The organism is Comamonas testosteroni, assembly GCF_000761245.1.
In the GTDB taxonomy this organism is placed as follows: domain Bacteria; phylum Pseudomonadota; class Gammaproteobacteria; order Burkholderiales; family Burkholderiaceae_C; genus Comamonas; species Comamonas testosteroni_C.
On record NZ_AWOR01000073.1, the window covers coordinates 1 to 17,673 of the forward strand.

A 17,673-nucleotide genomic window follows, 5' to 3' on the forward strand; every position below is an offset into this window, starting at 1 on the left:
TGGGCGCCGGTGTGGTTGCCACGATCATTGCATAATTGATTTGTAGGGGTATAGCTCAATTGGCAGAGCGTCGGTCTCCAAAACCGAAGGTTGTAGGTTCGATTCCTACTGCCCCTGCCACCTCTTAATGGTGGAATCAACAAGAGCCCGCCTTTGGCGGGCTTTTGTGTCTTGAAATTGCACATTTTTGTGCATTTGAAACAAAATATGGCCACTACTCAGGTTGAAACAGTCAGCTCTGCTGCTGACAAAGCAAAATTAGCCGCTGTTGCGGCTTTAGTTGTTGCTTCTATTGCTGGCTTTTATCTGTTGAGCAAGCAAGGTGCGTTGGTGCAGTGGGCGACTCTGATTGTCGGCCTGGTGCTGGCTGCTGGCGTGTTTCTGATTTCTGAGCTGGGCAAGCGCTTCATTGGCTTTGCTCGTGATGCTTGGCGTGAGGTGAAGAAGGTGGTCTGGCCCACCCGCAAAGAAACCATGCAGATGACACTGTATGTCTTTGCGTTTGTGGTGGTGATGGCCTTGTTCTTGTGGTTCACCGATAAGACGCTTGAATGGGTCTTGTACGACTTGATTTTGGGCTGGAGGAAGTAATGGCTGATGCAGTCGAAACAGATGTGAATGGTGGAGCAGCGGGACCCGCCAATCCCGATCTGCGCTGGTATATCGTCCATGCCTATTCGGGTATGGAGAAGGCTGTCGAGCGCAATATTGCGGAGCGTATTGCCCGCTCGGACATGCAGTCCAAGTTTGGCCGCATCCTGGTGCCTTCCGAAGAAGTTGTGGAAATGCGCAACGGCACTCGTCGCACCACAGAGCGTCGTCTGTTCCCAGGTTATGTGTTCGTCGAAATGGTGATGGATGACGATACCTGGCACCTGGTGAAGCACACCAGCAAGGTGACGGGTTTCGTTGGCGGTGCCAAGAATCGTCCTGCCCCCATTTCTGAAGAAGAAGTTCGCAAGATCGTCGATCAGATGCAGGAGGGCACTGAAAAGCCCCGCCACAAGGTCGAGTTCATGGTCGGTGAAATGGTGCGTGTCAAGGAAGGTCCGTTCGCAGACTTCAATGGCTCCGTCGAGGAAGTCAACTACGAAAAGAACCGTCTGCGCGTCTCGGTCACCATCTTTGGCCGCGCGACTCCTGTGGAATTGGAATTCTCTCAAGTTGAGAAAACTTGAGATTCGCAATAGAATCTAGGGCTTCGCATTTTTTGACTCGATGCGAAGCTTTTTTGTAGAGTCAGCAACCTCGGGGAGCTGTTTGCAGACCTTGCAAATGGCGCTATACCCGTAAGGAGCTCAACATGGCGAAAAAAATCGTCGGCTTCATCAAGCTGCAAGTGCCAGCTGGTAAGGCCAATCCTTCTCCTCCCATTGGTCCTGCGCTGGGTCAGCGCGGCCTCAACATCATGGAATTCTGCAAGGCGTTCAACGCCCAGACCCAAGGTGTCGAGCCCGGCCTGCCTCTGCCCGTGGTGATCACGGCTTTTGCTGACAAGAGCTTCACGTTCGTCATCAAGACTCCTCCCGCAACCGTTCTGATCAAGAAGGCTGTGAAGCTGGACAAGGGCTCTTCCAATCCTCTGAAGAACAAGGTTGGCAAGATCACACGTGCTCAGCTGGAAGAAATCGCCAAGACCAAGCTGAAGGACATGAACGCCGCTGACGTTGACGCTGCTGTGCGTACGCTGGCTGGTTCTGCCCGTTCGATGGGCGTGATCGTGGAGGGTGTGTAAATGGCCAAGTTGACCAAGAAGCAAAAAGCTCTCCAGGGCAAGGTTGATTCCAACAAGCTGTACTCTTTCGCTGACGCCGTGGCGCTGGTGAAGGAAGCTGCAACTGCCAAGTTCGATGAATCCATCGACGTGGCCGTGCAACTGGGCGTGGATGCCAAGAAGTCGGACCAAGTGGTGCGTGGCGCCGTGGTGCTGCCTCACGGTACCGGCAAGACTGCTCGCGTGGCTGTGTTCGCACAAGGCGCCAAGGCTGAAGAAGCTAAGGCCGCCGGCGCTGACGTGGTCGGTATGGACGACCTGGCTGCTCAAGTCAAGGCCGGCGACATGCCCTTCGACGTGGTGATCGCTGCTCCCGACGCTATGCGCGTTGTGGGCCAGCTGGGTCAGATCCTGGGCCCCCGCGGCCTGATGCCCAACCCCAAGGTTGGCACCGTGACTCCTGACGTCGCTACGGCCGTGAAGAACGCCAAGGCTGGTCAAGTGCAGTTCCGCGTGGACAAGGCTGGTATCGTGCACGGCACGATCGGTCGCCGTTCGTTCGATGCCGACAAGCTGCAGGGTAACCTGGCTGCTCTGATCGATGCACTGAACAAGGCCAAGCCTGCTTCCAGCAAGGGTCTGTACCTGCGCAAGGTGGCTGTTTCGTCGACCATGGGTGTGGGCGTTCGCGTCGATACACAATCCATCTCGGCGTAATTGCTAGAAATCGTCAGATGAGCTTTGCTCATCTGGTGTGGTGGGCTGCGGGAGTTGTTGCTCCTGCAGGTCATCCAAGACCGTTGGTGTGATTTGATCACTTAATCACGAAGGCCAACGCAGATGGCGATCCCGCTGCAGATGGAAATTTTTCCTAAACAGTTGGTCGCTGCAACAAGAGCGTGTATGCAGGGCTTGCCTTGCATATGCATTTGAAGGAGTAGACCTTGAGTCTTAATCGCAGTGAGAAAGAAGCGGTCATCAACGAAGTGACCAGCCTCGCCGCTAAAGCTCAAACGCTTGTGATCGCGGAATACCGTGGCATCACGGTCGCCGACATGACCAAACTGCGTGCCGATGCTCGCAGCAAGGGTGTGAGCCTGAGCGTGTTGAAGAACACCCTGGCCCGCCGTGCTGTTGCCGGTAGCGCGTTTGACGTGGTGGCTGACCAGATGACTGGTCCCCTGATCTATGGCTTCTCTGAAGACGCAGTGGCTGCCGCCAAGGTGGTGGCCGACTTCGCGAAGACCAACGACAAGTTGGTGATTCGTGGTGGTGCGTTCGGAGGCAAGGCCCTGGACATCGACGGCGTTAAGCAACTGGCAAACATCCCCTCCAAGGAAGTACTGCTCGCACAAGTGTGCGGCTTGCTCATGTCGCCTATCTCGCGTACAGCCGTTGTGCTGGGCGCTCTGGCGGCCAAGAAGGGCGAAGGCTCTGCCGAAGCGGCAACAGAAACAGCCGCAGCCTGAGTGCTCGGCAAAACCAACCAATTTTAGGAAATCAAAATGGCATTCGATAAAGACGCATTCCTGACCGCCCTGGACAGCATGACTGTTCTGGAACTGAACGACCTGGTCAAGGCTATTGAAGAGAAGTTTGGCGTGTCCGCCGCTGCTATGGCTGCTCCCGCTGCTGGCGGCGCTGCTGGTGGCGCTGCTGCCGTTGAAGAAAAGACCGAGTTCAACGTCGTTCTGACCGAAGCTGGCGCTAACAAGGTGTCCGTGATTAAGGCTGTGCGCGAAATCACCGGCCTGGGTCTGAAGGAAGCCAAGGATCTGGTCGACGGCGCTCCCAAGACCGTGAAGGAAGCAGCTCCCAAGGCTGACGCTGAAGCCGCTGTGAAGAAGCTGGTTGAAGCCGGTGCTAAGGCTGAACTGAAGTAATTCAGTGAAATCAAGGGCTGGAGACTCGTAAAAGGGTCTCCAGCCTTTGGCGCTTGTGGAACGCGCTGAAAGAACACACCAGAAAGCAGGTTTCCTAGGGAGTCTGCTTTTTAGTGTCTTCTGACAATCCGACAGCAGAAGATGCCTTGGTTCGGGCGATGTGCAACGCATCGCCGTCAGCCATGGTTGGTAGTGGCCAACCGCCAAGCCCGCAGGAGAACCCTGTGGGGCAGTCGTCGCAGACCCAGGACTCATGTCTTTGCCCGGAGATCTCATGGCCTATTCTTATACCGAACGCAAGCGAATCCGCAAAAGCTTCGGGAGCCGCGATAGCGTGCTCGAAGTGCCTTATCTGCTGCAGATGCAAAAAGATGCCTATACAGCATTCCTGCAGGCAGATGTAGCCCCCAAAAAACGTACCATTGATGGCCTGCAAGCGGCCTTCAATTCCGCCTTCCCCATCGTCTCCCACAATGGTTTTGTGGAGATGAAGTTTGTCGAGTACAACCTCGCCAAGCCCGCTTTCGACGTGCGTGAATGCCAGACCCGTGGTCTGACCTTCGCCTCCGCTGTCCGCGCCAAGGTTCAACTGATCATCTATGACCGCGAGTCCTCCACGGCTCAGTCCAAGGTGGTCAAGGAAGTGAAGGAACAAGAGGTCTACATGGGCGAAGTGCCCCTGATGACCGACAAGGGTTCGTTCATCATCAACGGTACCGAGCGCGTGATCGTGTCTCAGCTGCACCGTTCGCCTGGCGTGTTCTTCGAGCATGACAAGGGCAAGACCCATAGCTCGGGCAAGCTGCTGTTCTCGGCTCGCATCATTCCTTACCGCGGCTCCTGGCTGGACTTCGAGTTCGACCCCAAGGATCTGCTGTACTTCCGCGTCGACCGTCGCCGCAAGATGCCTGTGTCGATCCTGCTGAAGGCCATCGGCATGACGCCCGAGACCATCCTGGCAACGTTCTTCGTGAACGACAACTTCCGCCTGATGGACAGTGGTGCCCAGATGGAATTCGTGGCCGATCGCCTGAAGGGCGAAGTTGCGCGTTTCGACATCACCGACAAGTCCGGCAAGGTTGTGGTCGCCAAGGACAAGCGCATCACCGCTCGCCACACCCGCGAGCTGGAGCAGTCCGGCACCAAGTTCGTCAGCGTGCCTGAAGACTTCCTGCTGGGTCGTGTGCTGGCCAAGAACATCGTTGATCCCGATACCGGCGAAATCATCGCCAAGGCCAACGAAGAGCTGACCGAAGCCCTGCTCAAGAAGCTGCGCAGCGCCGGTGTGCAGGACGTTCAGTGCATCTACACCAACGAACTGGACCAAGGCGCCTACATCTCGCAGACCCTGCGCACCGATGAAACCGTGGACGAGTTCGCTGCCCGCGTTGCCATCTACCGCATGATGCGTCCTGGCGAGCCTCCTACCGAGGACGCCGTGCAGGCCCTGTTCCAGCGCCTGTTCTACAACGCCGACACCTATGATCTGTCGCGCGTGGGCCGTATGAAGTTCAACGCCAAGATCGGCCGCGAAGGCGCGACCGGTCCGATGGTGCTGTCCAACGAAGACATCCTGGCTGTGGTCAAGATCCTGGTGGACCTGCGCAATGGCCGTGGCGAAGTCGACGACATTGACCACCTGGGCAACCGCCGCGTGCGTTGCGTGGGCGAACTGGCCGAAAACCAGTACCGCACCGGTCTGGCTCGTATCGAAAAGGCTGTGAAGGAACGTCTGGGTCAGGCCGAGCAAGAGCCTCTGATGCCTCACGACCTGATCAACTCCAAGCCCATCTCTGCGGCTCTGAAGGAGTTCTTCGGTGCCTCGCAGCTGTCGCAGTTCATGGACCAGACCAACCCTCTGGCAGAAATCACGCACAAGCGTCGTGTTTCCGCCCTGGGCCCAGGCGGTCTGACTCGCGAACGTGCCGGCTTTGAAGTGCGTGACGTGCACGTGACCCACTACGGTCGCGTCTGCCCTATCGAAACGCCTGAAGGCCCCAACATCGGTCTGATCAACTCGCTGGCTCTGTACGCCCGCCTCAACGAGTACGGTTTCATCGAAACCCCGTACCGTCGCGTGGTGGACGGCAAGGTGACGATGGACATCGACTACCTGTCGGCCATCGAAGAAGGCAAGTACGTGATCGCCCAGGCCAACGCCGATCTGGATGCCGCAGGCAATCTGGTGGGCGAGCTGGTGTCGGCCCGTGAAGCCGGTGAATCGACCCTGGTGTCGGCCGAGCGCGTGCAGTACATGGACGTGTCGCCTGCGCAGATCGTGTCCGTGGCCGCCTCGCTGATTCCCTTCCTGGAACACGACGATGCGAACCGTGCCTTGATGGGCGCCAACATGTCGCGTCAGGCCGTGCCCGTGCTGCGTCCTGAAAAGCCCATGGTCGGTACCGGCATCGAGCGCGTTGCCGCCGTGGACTCCGGCACCGTGGTCACCGCCAAGCGCGGCGGTATCGTGGACTATGTCGACGCCACCCGCATCGTGATCCGTGTGAACGACGACGAAGCCGTGGCCGGTGAAGTCGGCGTGGACATCTACAACCTGATCAAGTACCAGCGTTCCAACCAGAACACCAACATCCACCAGCGCCCCATCGTCAGCCGTGGCGACAAGCTGGCCAAGGGTGATGTGCTGGCGGACGGCGCTTCGACCGACCTGGGCGAAATCGCCATCGGCCAGAACATGCTGATCGCGTTCATGCCCTGGAACGGCTACAACTACGAAGACTCGGTGATGATCAACGAGCGCATCGTGGCTGACGATCGCTACACCTCGATCCACATCGAAGAGCTGGTGGTGATGGCTCGCGACACCAAGCTGGGTGCCGAAGAAATCACACGCGACATCCCCAACCTGTCCGAGCAGCAACTGAACCGCCTGGACGAGTCCGGCATCATCTACGTGGGCGCCGAAGTGCAACCCGGCGATGTGCTGGTGGGCAAGGTCACGCCCAAGGGCGAGACCACGCTGACGCCTGAAGAGAAGCTGCTGCGCGCCATCTTCGGCGAGAAGGCTTCCGACGTGAAGGACACTTCCTTGCGTGTGGATCAGGGCTCGCAAGGCACCGTGATCGACGTGCAGGTGTTCACGCGTGAAGGCATCCAGCGCGACAAGCGCGCCCAGCAGATCATCGACGATGAACTCAAGCGCTTCCGCCTGGACCTGAACGATCAGCTGCGCATTGTGGAAGCCGACGCGTTCGACCGTATCGAGAAGCTGCTGACCGGCCGCGTGGCCAACGGTGGTCCTCAGAAACTGTCCAAGGGCGCCAAGATCGACAAGGCCTATCTGGACGGCGTGGAGAAGTTCCACTGGTTCGACATTCGCCCTGCCGAAGATGAAGTGGCCGCTCAGCTGGAGTCCATCAAGAACTCCATCGAGCAGCAGCGTCACACCTTCGACCTGGCGTTCGAGGAAAAGCGCAAGAAGCTCACCCAGGGCGACGAGCTGCCTGCCGGCGTGCTGAAGATGGTCAAGGTCTACCTGGCCGTCAAGCGTCGTCTGCAGCCCGGCGACAAGATGGCCGGCCGTCACGGCAACAAGGGTGTGGTCTCCAAGATCACTCCTGTGGAAGACATGCCTTTCCTGGCTGATGGCTCCACCGCCGACATCGTGCTGAACCCGCTGGGCGTGCCTTCGCGTATGAACATCGGTCAGGTGCTGGAAGTGCACTTGGGCTGGGCCGGCAAGGGTCTGGGCCAGCGCATCGGCGACATGCTGCAAAAGGAAGCCCGTGCTGCTGAAGTGCGTGCCTTCCTGGAAGAGATCTACAACCGCAGCGGTCGCAAGGAAGAGCTGTCTCAGCTGGACGACGGCGAAGTCATGTCCATGGCCAAGGAGCTGACCACGGGCGTGCCATTCGCAACGCCGGTGTTCGACGGTGCTTCCGAAGCCGAAATCAAGGACATGCTGAAGCTGGCCTACCCTGACGACATCGCTGCCGCCAAGGGTCTGACCGAGACACGCACTCAGGCTTATCTGTATGACGGCCGCACCGGCGAGCGCTTCGAGCGTCCGACCACCGTGGGCTATATGCACTACCTGAAGCTGCACCACTTGGTTGACGACAAGATGCATGCCCGCTCCACCGGTCCTTACTCGCTGGTGACGCAACAGCCTCTGGGCGGTAAGGCCCAGTTCGGTGGTCAGCGTTTCGGTGAAATGGAAGTGTGGGCGCTGGAAGCTTACGGCGCCGCCTATGTGCTGCAGGAAATGCTGACTGTGAAGTCCGACGACGTGGTCGGTCGTACCAAGGTGTACGAGTCCATCGTCAAGGGCGAGCACTCGATCGAAGCGGGCATGCCCGAATCGTTCAACGTGCTGGTCAAGGAAATCCGCTCTCTGGGCTTGGACATCGAGCTCGAACGTTCTTAAGCACTATTAAACAGAGAGCTGCAACCGCTTTAATACAAAGGATTTGCGCTTGGTTCGTTGCTGAAACCAAGGCAAATCCAGCGGTGGCTGCAATGATTTTTGACGAAAAGGAAAGAGTTACATGAAATCGCTACTCGACCTGTTCAAGCAATTTACGCCTGATGAGCATTTCGATGCCATCAAGATCGGCCTGGCCTCGCCCGAGAAGATCCGTTCCTGGTCTTTCGGTGAAGTGAAGAAGCCTGAAACGATCAACTACCGTACTTTCAAGCCCGAGCGTGATGGTCTGTTCTGCGCCAAGATCTTTGGCCCGATCAAGGACTACGAATGCCTGTGCGGCAAGTACAAGCGCCTCAAGCACCGCGGTGTGATCTGCGAGAAGTGCGGCGTTGAAGTCACACAGACCAAGGTGCGTCGCGAACGCATGGGTCACATCGACCTGGCCGCGCCTTGCGCTCACATCTGGTTCCTGAAGTCCCTGCCTTCGCGCCTGGGCCTGGTGCTGGACATGACGCTGCGCGACATCGAGCGCGTGCTGTACTTCGAAGCCTATGTGGTGACCGACCCCGGCATGACTCCGCTGAAGAAGTTCAGCATCATGACCGAGGACGACTACGACGCCAAACAACTCGAGTACGGCTACGATGAGTTCACCGCCAAGATGGGCGCTGAAGGCATCAAGGACCTGCTCGAAGGCATCGACATCGACGTCGAGATCGAGCGCCTGCGCAACGATCTGACCGGCTCCGAAGTCAAGGTCAAGAAGAACGCCAAGCGCCTGAAGTTGCTGGAAGCGTTCAAGAAGTCCGGCATCAAGCCCGAGTGGATGGTGATGGAAGTGCTGCCCGTGCTGCCTCCCGATCTGCGTCCTCTGGTGCCTCTGGACGGTGGCCGTTTCGCCACTTCCGACCTGAACGACCTGTACCGCCGCGTCATCAACCGCAACTCGCGTCTGCGCCGCCTGCTGGAGCTGAAGGCTCCTGAAATCATTGCTCGCAATGAAAAGCGCATGCTGCAGGAAGCGGTGGACTCGCTGCTGGACAACGGCCGTCGCGGCAAGGCCATGACGGGCGCCAACAAGCGTGCCCTGAAGTCGCTGGCCGACATGATCAAGGGCAAGAGCGGTCGTTTCCGTCAGAACTTGCTGGGCAAGCGCGTGGACTACTCCGGTCGTTCCGTGATTACCGTGGGTCCTTACCTCAAGCTGCACCAGTGCGGTCTGCCCAAGCTGATGGCGCTGGAGCTGTTCAAGCCCTTCATCTTCGCGCAGCTCGAGCAGCGCGGCATCGCCACGACCATCAAGGCTGCCAAGAAGGAAGTGGAAGCCGGTACGCCCGTGGTGTGGGACATCCTTGAAGAAGTCATCAAGGAACACCCCATCATGCTCAACCGTGCGCCTACGCTGCACCGTCTGGGTATCCAGGCTTTCGAGCCCATCCTGATCGAAGGCAAGGCCCTGCAACTGCACCCGCTGGTCTGCGCGGCCTTCAACGCCGACTTCGACGGTGACCAGATGGCCGTTCATGTGCCCCTGTCTGTGGAAGCGCAGATGGAAGCCCGCGTGCTGATGCTGGCCTCGAACAACGTGCTGTTCCCCGCTTCGGGCGAACCCTCCATCGTTCCTTCCCAGGACGTGGTGCTGGGTCTGTATCACGCCACGCGTGAAAAGATCAACGGCAAGGGCGAAGGCATGGTGTTTGCCGACCTGATGGAGCTGCAACGCGCTCTGGATGCCGGCGAGACCGAACTGCACGCCAAGATCAGCGTGCGCCTGACCGAGTGGAACAAGAACAAGGACACCGGCGAATTCGAGCCCGTGACCTCGCTCGTGGAAACCACCGTGGGCCGTGCCCTGCTGTCTGAAATCCTGCCCAAGGGCCTGGCTTTCAGCAACATGAACAAGGCGCTGAAGAAGAAGGAAATCTCCAAGCTGATCAACGCCTCCTTCCGCAAGTGCGGTCTGAAGGCCACGGTCGTGTTTGCTGACAAGCTGCTGCAAAACGGTTTCCGTCTGTCCACGCACGCCGGTATCTCGATCTCCATCGACGACATGCTGGTGCCTCCGCAAAAGGCCGACATCCTGGCCCGCGCAGAGTCCGAAGTGAAGGAAATCGAGCAGCAGTACGTCTCGGGTCTGGTGACCTCCGGCGAGCGCTACAACAAGGTGGTGGACATCTGGGGCAAGGCCGGTGACGACGTGTCCAAGGTGATGATGGACCAGCTCAAGGTCCAGAAGACCACCGACCGTCACGGCAACGAAGTCGATCAGGAATCGTTCAACGCGATTTACATGATGGCCGACTCCGGCGCCCGCGGCTCCGCAGCGCAGATTCGTCAGCTGGCCGGTATGCGTGGTCTGATGGCCAAGCCTGACGGCTCCATCATTGAGACGCCTATCACCGCGAACTTCCGCGAAGGCCTCAACGTGCTGCAGTACTTCATCTCGACCCACGGTGCCCGTAAAGGTCTGGCCGACACGGCGCTGAAGACGGCTAACTCCGGTTACCTGACTCGTCGTCTGGTGGACGTGACGCAGGATCTGGTCGTGAACGAACAGGATTGCGGTACCTCCAACGGCTATCTGATGCGCGCCATCGTCGAAGGCGGTGAAGTGATCGAATCCCTGCGCGACCGCGTGCTGGGCCGTTCGACCGCCGAAGAAGTGCTGCACCCCGAAACCCGTGCTGTGCTGGTGCCTGCCGGTACCCTGCTCGACGAAGACACCATCGAAGAGCTGGAAGCCCAGGGCGTGGACGAAATCAAGGTGCGTACGGCTCTGACCTGCGAAACCCGTTTCGGCCTGTGCGCCACCTGCTACGGTCGCGACCTGGGTCGTGGCGGCCTGATCAACCTCGGCGAAGCCGTGGGTGTGATCGCAGCCCAGTCCATCGGTGAACCCGGCACGCAGCTGACCATGCGTACCTTCCACATCGGTGGTGCCGCTTCGCGCGCTGCCATCGCCTCGAGCGTGGAAGCCAAGTCCAATGGCGTGATCGGCTTCAACAGCACGATGCGCTATGTGTCCAACACCAAGGGCGAGCTGGTGGTGATTTCGCGTTCCGGCGAGATCGTGATCAGCGAAAACGGCCGCGAGCGCGAGCGTCACAAGGTGCCTTACGGCGCCGTGCTGACCATCAAGCCCGACGAAGCCATCAAGGCCGGCAAGATCCTGGCGAACTGGGATCCGCTGACCCGACCCATCATTACCGAATACGCCGGTCAAGTGCGTTTCGAGAATGTGGAAGAAGGTCTGACGGTTGCCAAGCAGGTCGACGAAGTGACCGGTCTGTCCACTCTGGTGGTGATCGACCCCAAGCGTCGTGGCTCTGCCAAGGTGGTGCGTCCCCAGGTCAAGCTGATCGACGCCAACAACCAGGAAGTCAAGATCCCTGGTACCGACCATGCCGTGACGATCGGCTTCCAGGTCGGCGCCCTGATCCAGGTGCGCGACGGCCAGGACGTGGGCCCCGGCGAAGTGCTGGCCCGTATCCCTGTGGAAGGTCAGAAGACCCGCGACATTACCGGTGGTCTGCCACGTGTGGCCGAACTGTTCGAAGCCCGTACGCCCAAGGACAAGGGCACTCTGGCCGAGATGACCGGTACCGTGTCCTTCGGCAAGGAAACCAAGGGCAAGATCCGCCTGCAGATCACCGATCTGGAAGGCAAGGTCTGGGAAGAGCTGGTGCCCAAGGAGCGCAACATTCTGGTCCACGAAGGCCAGGTGGTGAACAAGGGCGAGTCCATCGTTGACGGTCCTGCCGATCCTCAAGACATCCTGCGTCTGCTGGGTATCGAAGAGCTGTCGCGCTACATCGTGGACGAGGTGCAGGACGTTTACCGCCTGCAGGGTGTGAAGATCAACGACAAGCACATCGAAGTGATCGTGCGTCAGATGCTGCGTCGCGTGATCATCGAGAACTCTGGCGATACCACCTACATCCAGGGTGAACAGGTCGAGCGTTCCGAGGTGCTCAACACCAACGAACAGATGCAGAAGGAAGGCAAGCTGCCTGCCACGTACTCCAACGTGCTGCTGGGTATTACCAAGGCTTCGCTGTCGACCGACTCGTTCATCTCTGCGGCTTCCTTCCAGGAAACCACCCGTGTTCTGACCGAAGCTGCCATCATGGGCAAGCGCGACGAACTGCGTGGCCTGAAGGAAAACGTGATCGTGGGTCGTCTGATCCCCGCCGGTACCGGTCTGGCCTATCACCAGGCTCGCAAGGCCAAGGACGAAATGGACGATGCCGAGCGTCGCGCCATCGCCGAAGCCGAAGAAGCCGAGCTGGCCGGCGTGCTGGCTGATGACGTCGAAGCACCTGCTGGCGACGCCTCTGCCAACTAAGCATGGCTCTGGGCCGCAGCCGGCAACGGCTGCGGTTCGCTGCTGATGCACCGCGCTCCCGCTCTGCCTTGTGCAGACGGGAGCGTTTTTCATTGATCAAGACACGACTTGCGCAAGTTCGGACCCAGCATGGCGCTTGTCGCTGGACATGCCTGCTGTGCCTTCCTGTCTGCGTCAGTTTTACAAGTTTTTCAGGTCTGCCCTTCATGACTTCCAAGCCTTCCCAACCCAAGAACGCCGCTGCTGGTGCTGCCGTGCCCAACGCTCCTGCCCTGTGGCAACAGCTGGATGCAGTGGCCAAGGCCTTGCACGGCATCCTGGGTGGCCAGTCCAGCAAGGCTGTGCTGGCACAGGTGCCGCAGCGCTTGCGTCCGGGAGTGCAGGCCTTGCTGTTCCAGGTGCTGCGCAATCTGGGGCGTGCCCAGGCGCTGCAAAGGCAGCTGGCGCCGCGCGCACCGGCGCCCAAGGTCAGTGCCCTGCTGAGCACAGCGCTGGCTCTGGCCTGGGATGAGGCGCAAGCCCCTTATCCGCCCTTCACCCTGGTCAACCAGGCGGTGGAAGCCGCCAAGAACGGTGCGGCACGCGCGCAGTCCGGCTTCATCAATGCCTGCCTGCGCCGCTTTCTGCGCGAGCGCGATGCCCTGGTGAGCGCCACCGACAACGATCCCGTGGCCGTCTGGAATCACCCTGCCTGGTGGATTGCCCGGCTCAGGAAAGACCATCCCCAGGATTGGCAGGCCATTCTGTCGGCCAACAATGCCCAGCCGCCCATGACGCTGCGCGTCAATGCCCAGAAAAGCACTGCAGCCCAGTATCTGAATGCGCTGCAGGCGATGAACCTGAAGGCGACAGCTGTCGCCGAGTGTGGTCTGCAGCTGGAGCAGGCCGTGCCCGTGCAGGAGCTGCCGCATTTTGAAGAGGGCTGGGCCTCGGTGCAGGACGGTGCAGCGCAGGCCGCGGCCCCACTGCTGCTGGCTGGCTTGTCCCAGCCCCAGGGGCGCCCGCTGCGCGTGCTGGATGCCTGTGCGGCGCCCGGCGGCAAGACCGCTCATCTGCTTGAGCGCGCTGCGCCCGGCAGCATCGAAGTCACGGCCCTGGAGATCGACCCCGAGCGGGCTCGCCGCATCGATGAAACCCTGTCACGCCTGGGCCTGAAGGCCAAAGTGCTGGTGGCCGATGCGTCCGCGCCCCAGGCGTGGTTCGAATCGCAGTGTGGCGGTCAACCCTTCGATGCGATCTTGCTCGATGCGCCTTGCACGGCATCGGGCATTGTGCGTCGCCAGCCCGATGTGCGCTGGCTGCGCCGTGAGAGCGATGTGGCCCAGCTGGCAGACATCCAGTCCAGGCTGCTCGATACCCTGTGGCCGCTGCTGCAGCCCGGTGGCCGCATGGTCTATTGCACCTGCTCGGTCTTCAAGGCCGAGGGCGATGCCCAGATGCAAGCGTTTCTTGCACGCAACACTACGGCGGCCAGCTTGCCTGCTCCGGGTCATTTAATTCCCGGCAAAGCTGCCAAACACGATTCCGTGGCAGACAATCTCCTGGGTGACCACGACGGCTTTTTTTACGCTCTGCTGGAAAAATTGCGCTAACGCTGTAGCGGGGGCCTTGTGGCGTGCGGCCCGCGCAGCTTCGCTGGTGCTGGCGCTGTCCCTGGTTTTCGTGCTGGCCCGGGCCGATACCGTGCCGCCGGATATCAGCTCCATGCAGGTCACGCGTACCGACGAGGGAGTGTTTCTCTCGGCCAATCTGCAGTTCGAGTTGCCCGGCCAGGTGGAAGATGCCCTGCGTCAGGGCATTCCCATGTATTTCATTGCCGAGGCTCAGGTGCAGCGCGAGCGCTGGTACTGGTCCGATCAGCAATTGGGTGTCGCCACCCGCTATTACCGCATTACGCACCAGCCGCTGACCAAGCGCTGGCGTTTGCATATCTCCAATTCCGCCTTCACCGGCGGCAGCGGCACCGGACTGGCGCTGGGCCAGTCCTATGAGCAACTAGAGGATGCCATCGCAGCCATTCAACGCATTTACCGCTGGAAGATTCTGGAGTCCGGCCAGCTAAGCTCCACCTCCGGCGTCTCGGTGCAACTGCGCTTTCGCGTAGATCTGTCGTCCCTGCCCAGACCTTTACAGATTGGGGCGCTGGGGCGCTCGGGCTGGAATCTGCAGATGTCGCGCACGCAGACGCTGGAGGCCGCTCCCTGATGGCTGACATCAAGCTCCCGGATGGCGAAGCCAGCGGCTCCTCTGCCACACGCTGGTCGCGCGCCACGCGCTGGGCCGTGGGCACGGGCGTGGCGCTTATGGTGGTGGTGGGGGTTTTGCTGCTGTTCCTGCTGACCCTGGCCACGAATAACCGGCTGGCCTACGAGCGCAACTACAACTGGCTGTTTGCCGCCAATGTGGTGGTGGCCGGATTGCTGCTGCTGGTGCTGTTCTGGGGCGGTTTGCGCCTGGCTCTGCGGCTCAGGCGCGGGCGTTTTGGCAGCAAGCTGCTGCTCAAGCTGGCGGGCATCTTCACCTTGGTGGGTTTGCTGCCGGGCTTGTTGATCTATGTGGTGTCCTACCAGTTCGTCTCACGCTCCATCGAGAGCTGGTTCGACGTCAAGGTCGAAGGGGCGCTGTCCGCCGGCGTGAGCCTGGCCAGTGCCACGCTGGACACCGTGGCCAATGACATGGCCAACAACACGCGCACGGCAGGCCTTCAGCTCTCTCAGACTTCGGATGCAGGGGCGGCGCTAATGCTCGAGCGTATCCGCGATCAGATCGGTGCCTCCGATGTGGTGCTCTGGAATGCATCGGGCAAGGCCATTGCCAGTGCCGGTCAGTCTCAGTTCAGCCTGGCGCCGGAGCGACCCAACACCCAGCTGCTGCGAAGCTTGAAGGAGCAGGGCGGTCAGCGTGCCGTGGCCAGCATCGAAGGTCTGGATGATGTCGGCGATGTACCTGCCGATCAGGCTGCGGCCAACGCCAAGGTGCGCACACTGGCACTGGTGCCAAGCTCGGCCGTGAATCTGCTCGAAGAAGCGCGTTATCTGCAGGCCACGATTCCCCTGCCGCAAGCCCTGGTCAGCAATGCCCTGGCCGTGCAGGAGGCCAATCGCGAGTACCAGGAGCGAGCACTTGCTCGCGGTGGATTGCAGCGCATGTATATCGGCACTCTGACGCTGGCGCTGTTTCTGGCCGTGTTCGGCGCTGTGGTGCTGGCCGTGGTACTGGGCAACCAGCTGGCCAAGCCGCTGCTGCTGCTGGCCCAGGGCATGCGCGATGTGGCGCGTGGCGATCTGCGCCCCAAGCCCGCGCTGCAGAGCAAGGACGAGATTGGCGGGCTGACGCGCTCCTTTGCCGTCATGACCCAGCAACTGGCCGACGCACGCTCGGACGCCAACCGCAATCTGCTGCAGCTCGACGCGGCGCGCAGCAATCTGCAGACCATTCTGGACAACCTCACCTCGGGCGTCATCGTGCTCGATCGCGCCGGACGCATCGTGCTCAGCAACCCTGGCGCGACACGCATTCTGCGTGCGCCCATGGCGGTATTCCAGGGCAAGCGCCTGCGCGATGTCTCGGGCCTGCAGGACTTTGCGCGCGTAGTGCAGGAGCAGTTCGAGATTTTCCTGGGCGATGCTTCGGCCCAGCAGGGGCGGGACCGCTGGCAGCAGGTCTATGAGCTGGATGCCGGCAATGGCAACGGCGATGTGGTGCACAACACCACCAGCCTGGTCATGCGAGGTGCGGAGCTGCCCGAGGACCAGCGTCTGCTGGTGTTTGACGATATCTCGGAAATCGTCTCGGCCCAGCGTGCACAGGCCTGGGGCGAGGTGGCGCGCCGCGTGGCGCATGAGATCAAGAATCCGCTGACGCCGATTCAGCTGTCTGCCGAACGTCTGGCCATGAAGCTGACCGACAAGCTGCAGCCTGCGGAGCAGGCGCTGCTGGCCAAATCCGTGAAGACTATCGTCGATCAGGTGGGGGCCATGAAGCGTCTGGTCGATGAGTTTCGCGAATACGCACGTTTGCCGGCTGCTAATCTGCAAGCGCTGGATCTGAATGCACTGGTCGCGGAGGTGCTGCAGCTCTATGGTGAAGAGAATGCGTCGGTGCGTGTGGAGGCATCGCTTGACGAAGCCTGCCCGTTGATTCAGGGCGATAGCCAGCAATTGCGTCAGGTCATCCACAATCTTTTGCAAAATGCGCAAGATTCCACGGCGCAAAGAGCGCAGGAAACAGGGCAGACTCCAGGATCCGTCACCATCGAAACCCGCTGGATGGACACGGCCCAGCGTGTGCGCCTGAGCATCAGCGACAGTGGCACAGGTTTTGCTCCCAATATTCTTCAAAGAGCCTTCGAGCCCTATGTGACCACCAAGTCCCGCGGCACCGGCCTGGGCTTGGCTGTGGTCAAAAAAATCGCCGACGAGCATGGCGCAAGAGTGGACCTGGGTAATCGAGAGGAAGACGGGGTAGTGCAAGGCGCGAGAGTGTCGCTATCATTTGTACCTAACGACCGTGCGGGGGCGGCTGATCCCGTTTCGCACAAGGCATAGCAACAGGCTTTAGACACATGGCAAACATACTAGTGGTCGACGACGAACTGGGGATCCGGGATTTGTTGTCGGAAATCCTCAACGACGAAGGTCATAGTGTGGACGTGGCGGAGAACGCCACGCAGGCACGCGTATCCAGGGCGACCAACAACTACGATCTGGTGCTGCTGGACATCTGGATGCCGGACACCGACGGCGTCACCCTGCTCAAGGAGTGGGCGACGGCCGGTCAGCTCACCATGCCCGTCATCATGATGAGCGGTCATGCGACCATCGAAACGGCCGTCGAGGCAACGCGCATCGGTGCACTGTCATTCCTCGAAAAGCCCATCACCATGCAAAAACTGCTCAAGGCGGTGGAGCAGGGGCTGGCGCGCAGCACGGCCAGCCAGGGATCGGAAACCGCATCGCATGCCAGCAACGGCACGGCTCCATCGGCCGTGGTCAGCATCACGGCCCAGGCGGCGGAAGACAATCTGCCCAATTCGCACCAGGGCTTCGATCTTGACCGTCCCTTGCGCGAGGCGCGCGACGGCTTTGAAAAAGCCTATTTCGAATTCCACCTGGCCCGCGAAGGCGGCTCCATGACGCGCGTGGCCGAGAAGACCGGCCTTGAGCGCACCCATCTGTACCGCAAGCTGCGTCAGCTGGGCGTGGATCTCGGACGCAATCGCCGCGGATAATTTCCAAAAAAATCTCAGTTTTCGATTTGGGCTCGAAAAGTGTGCCTATAATCGTGGCTTCAGCACTCAAGGGTGCCGAAGAAAAAGGCCCGGTAGCTCAGTCGGTAGAGCAGA

12 protein-coding genes and 1 tRNA gene are annotated in these 17,673 nt (G+C 60.1%); all 13 read left to right on the plus strand.

What is annotated here, in order from left to right:
* The first annotated feature begins 44 nt into the window (after window positions 1–44).
* The 13 genes from P353_RS21830 (at window position 45) to P353_RS21890 (ending at window position 17,559) form a co-directional block, all read left to right on the plus strand.
* Window positions 45–120, plus strand: a tRNA-Trp gene (locus tag P353_RS21830).
* Between the two features lie 87 nt (window positions 121–207).
* On the plus strand, window positions 208–591 hold the full coding sequence (gene secE, locus P353_RS21835) for a preprotein translocase subunit SecE (RefSeq protein WP_034374509.1): 384 nt from the start codon (window positions 208–210) through the stop codon (window positions 589–591).
* Window positions 591–1,178, plus strand: a complete 588-nt coding sequence (nusG, locus tag P353_RS21840; protein WP_003065695.1) for a transcription termination/antitermination protein NusG — start codon at window positions 591–593, stop codon at window positions 1,176–1,178. Before secE ends, nusG begins: the two co-directional genes overlap by 1 nt.
* A gap of 125 nt (window positions 1,179–1,303) precedes the next feature.
* Entirely contained in the window at window positions 1,304–1,735 is a 432-nt protein-coding gene (gene rplK, locus P353_RS21845) for a 50S ribosomal protein L11 (RefSeq protein ID WP_003059339.1), read from the plus strand.
* Window positions 1,736–2,431: a 50S ribosomal protein L1 gene (gene rplA / locus P353_RS21850; protein WP_003065693.1), complete on the plus strand. Its 696-nt coding sequence runs from the start codon at window positions 1,736–1,738 to the stop codon at window positions 2,429–2,431.
* A 227-nt stretch (window positions 2,432–2,658) separates the two neighbouring features.
* Complete coding sequence (rplJ, locus tag P353_RS21855; RefSeq protein ID WP_034374512.1) at window positions 2,659–3,183, plus strand: 50S ribosomal protein L10; 525 nt, start codon at window positions 2,659–2,661, stop codon at window positions 3,181–3,183.
* Between the two features lie 36 nt (window positions 3,184–3,219).
* Entirely contained in the window at window positions 3,220–3,597 is a 378-nt protein-coding gene (gene rplL / locus P353_RS21860) for a 50S ribosomal protein L7/L12 (protein ID WP_034374514.1), read from the plus strand.
* A 274-nt stretch (window positions 3,598–3,871) separates the two neighbouring features.
* Window positions 3,872–7,984, plus strand: a complete 4,113-nt coding sequence (rpoB, locus tag P353_RS21865) for a DNA-directed RNA polymerase subunit beta (RefSeq protein ID WP_034374527.1) — start codon at window positions 3,872–3,874, stop codon at window positions 7,982–7,984.
* 121 nt (window positions 7,985–8,105) lie between these two features.
* Window positions 8,106–12,329, plus strand: a complete 4,224-nt coding sequence (gene rpoC / locus P353_RS21870) for a DNA-directed RNA polymerase subunit beta' (RefSeq protein ID WP_034374518.1) — start codon at window positions 8,106–8,108, stop codon at window positions 12,327–12,329.
* A gap of 206 nt (window positions 12,330–12,535) precedes the next feature.
* Window positions 12,536–13,921 (plus strand): 16S rRNA (cytosine(967)-C(5))-methyltransferase RsmB, encoded by a 1,386-nt coding sequence (rsmB, locus tag P353_RS21875; RefSeq protein WP_034374520.1) that lies wholly within the window; start codon window positions 12,536–12,538, stop codon window positions 13,919–13,921.
* Between the two features lie 43 nt (window positions 13,922–13,964).
* The gene (locus P353_RS21880; protein ID WP_034374529.1) at window positions 13,965–14,534 is read left to right on the plus strand and encodes a DUF4390 domain-containing protein; all 570 of its coding nucleotides are present in this window, start codon (window positions 13,965–13,967) and stop codon (window positions 14,532–14,534) included.
* Window positions 14,534–16,876 (plus strand): sensor histidine kinase, encoded by a 2,343-nt coding sequence (locus tag P353_RS21885; RefSeq protein ID WP_034374522.1) that lies wholly within the window; start codon window positions 14,534–14,536, stop codon window positions 16,874–16,876. The genes P353_RS21880 and P353_RS21885 overlap by 1 nt, the downstream gene beginning before the upstream one ends.
* Before the next feature lie 17 nt (window positions 16,877–16,893).
* Window positions 16,894–17,559, plus strand: coding sequence for a response regulator (locus P353_RS21890; protein ID WP_034374524.1), 666 nt, complete (start codon window positions 16,894–16,896; stop codon window positions 17,557–17,559).
* Window positions 17,560–17,673: the final 114 nt, after the last annotated feature.

What these genes read in the sequence shown, in the direction of transcription:
- P353_RS21890 (WP_034374524.1), top strand. Translation starts at nt 16,894, where the DNA reads ATGGCAAACATACTAGTGGTCGACGACGAACTGGGGATCCGGGATTTG.
- rplK (WP_003059339.1), top strand. Translation starts at nt 1,304, where the DNA reads ATGGCGAAAAAAATCGTCGGCTTCATCAAGCTGCAAGTGCCAGCTGGT.
- nusG (WP_003065695.1), top strand. Translation starts at nt 591, where the DNA reads ATGGCTGATGCAGTCGAAACAGATGTGAATGGTGGAGCAGCGGGACCC.
- rplA (WP_003065693.1), top strand. Translation starts at nt 1,736, where the DNA reads ATGGCCAAGTTGACCAAGAAGCAAAAAGCTCTCCAGGGCAAGGTTGAT.
- rpoB (WP_034374527.1), top strand. Translation starts at nt 3,872, where the DNA reads ATGGCCTATTCTTATACCGAACGCAAGCGAATCCGCAAAAGCTTCGGG.
- secE (WP_034374509.1), top strand. Translation starts at nt 208, where the DNA reads ATGGCCACTACTCAGGTTGAAACAGTCAGCTCTGCTGCTGACAAAGCA.
- rplL (WP_034374514.1), top strand. Translation starts at nt 3,220, where the DNA reads ATGGCATTCGATAAAGACGCATTCCTGACCGCCCTGGACAGCATGACT.
- rsmB (WP_034374520.1), top strand. Translation starts at nt 12,536, where the DNA reads ATGACTTCCAAGCCTTCCCAACCCAAGAACGCCGCTGCTGGTGCTGCC.
- P353_RS21885 (WP_034374522.1), top strand. Translation starts at nt 14,534, where the DNA reads ATGGCTGACATCAAGCTCCCGGATGGCGAAGCCAGCGGCTCCTCTGCC.
- rpoC (WP_034374518.1), top strand. Translation starts at nt 8,106, where the DNA reads ATGAAATCGCTACTCGACCTGTTCAAGCAATTTACGCCTGATGAGCAT.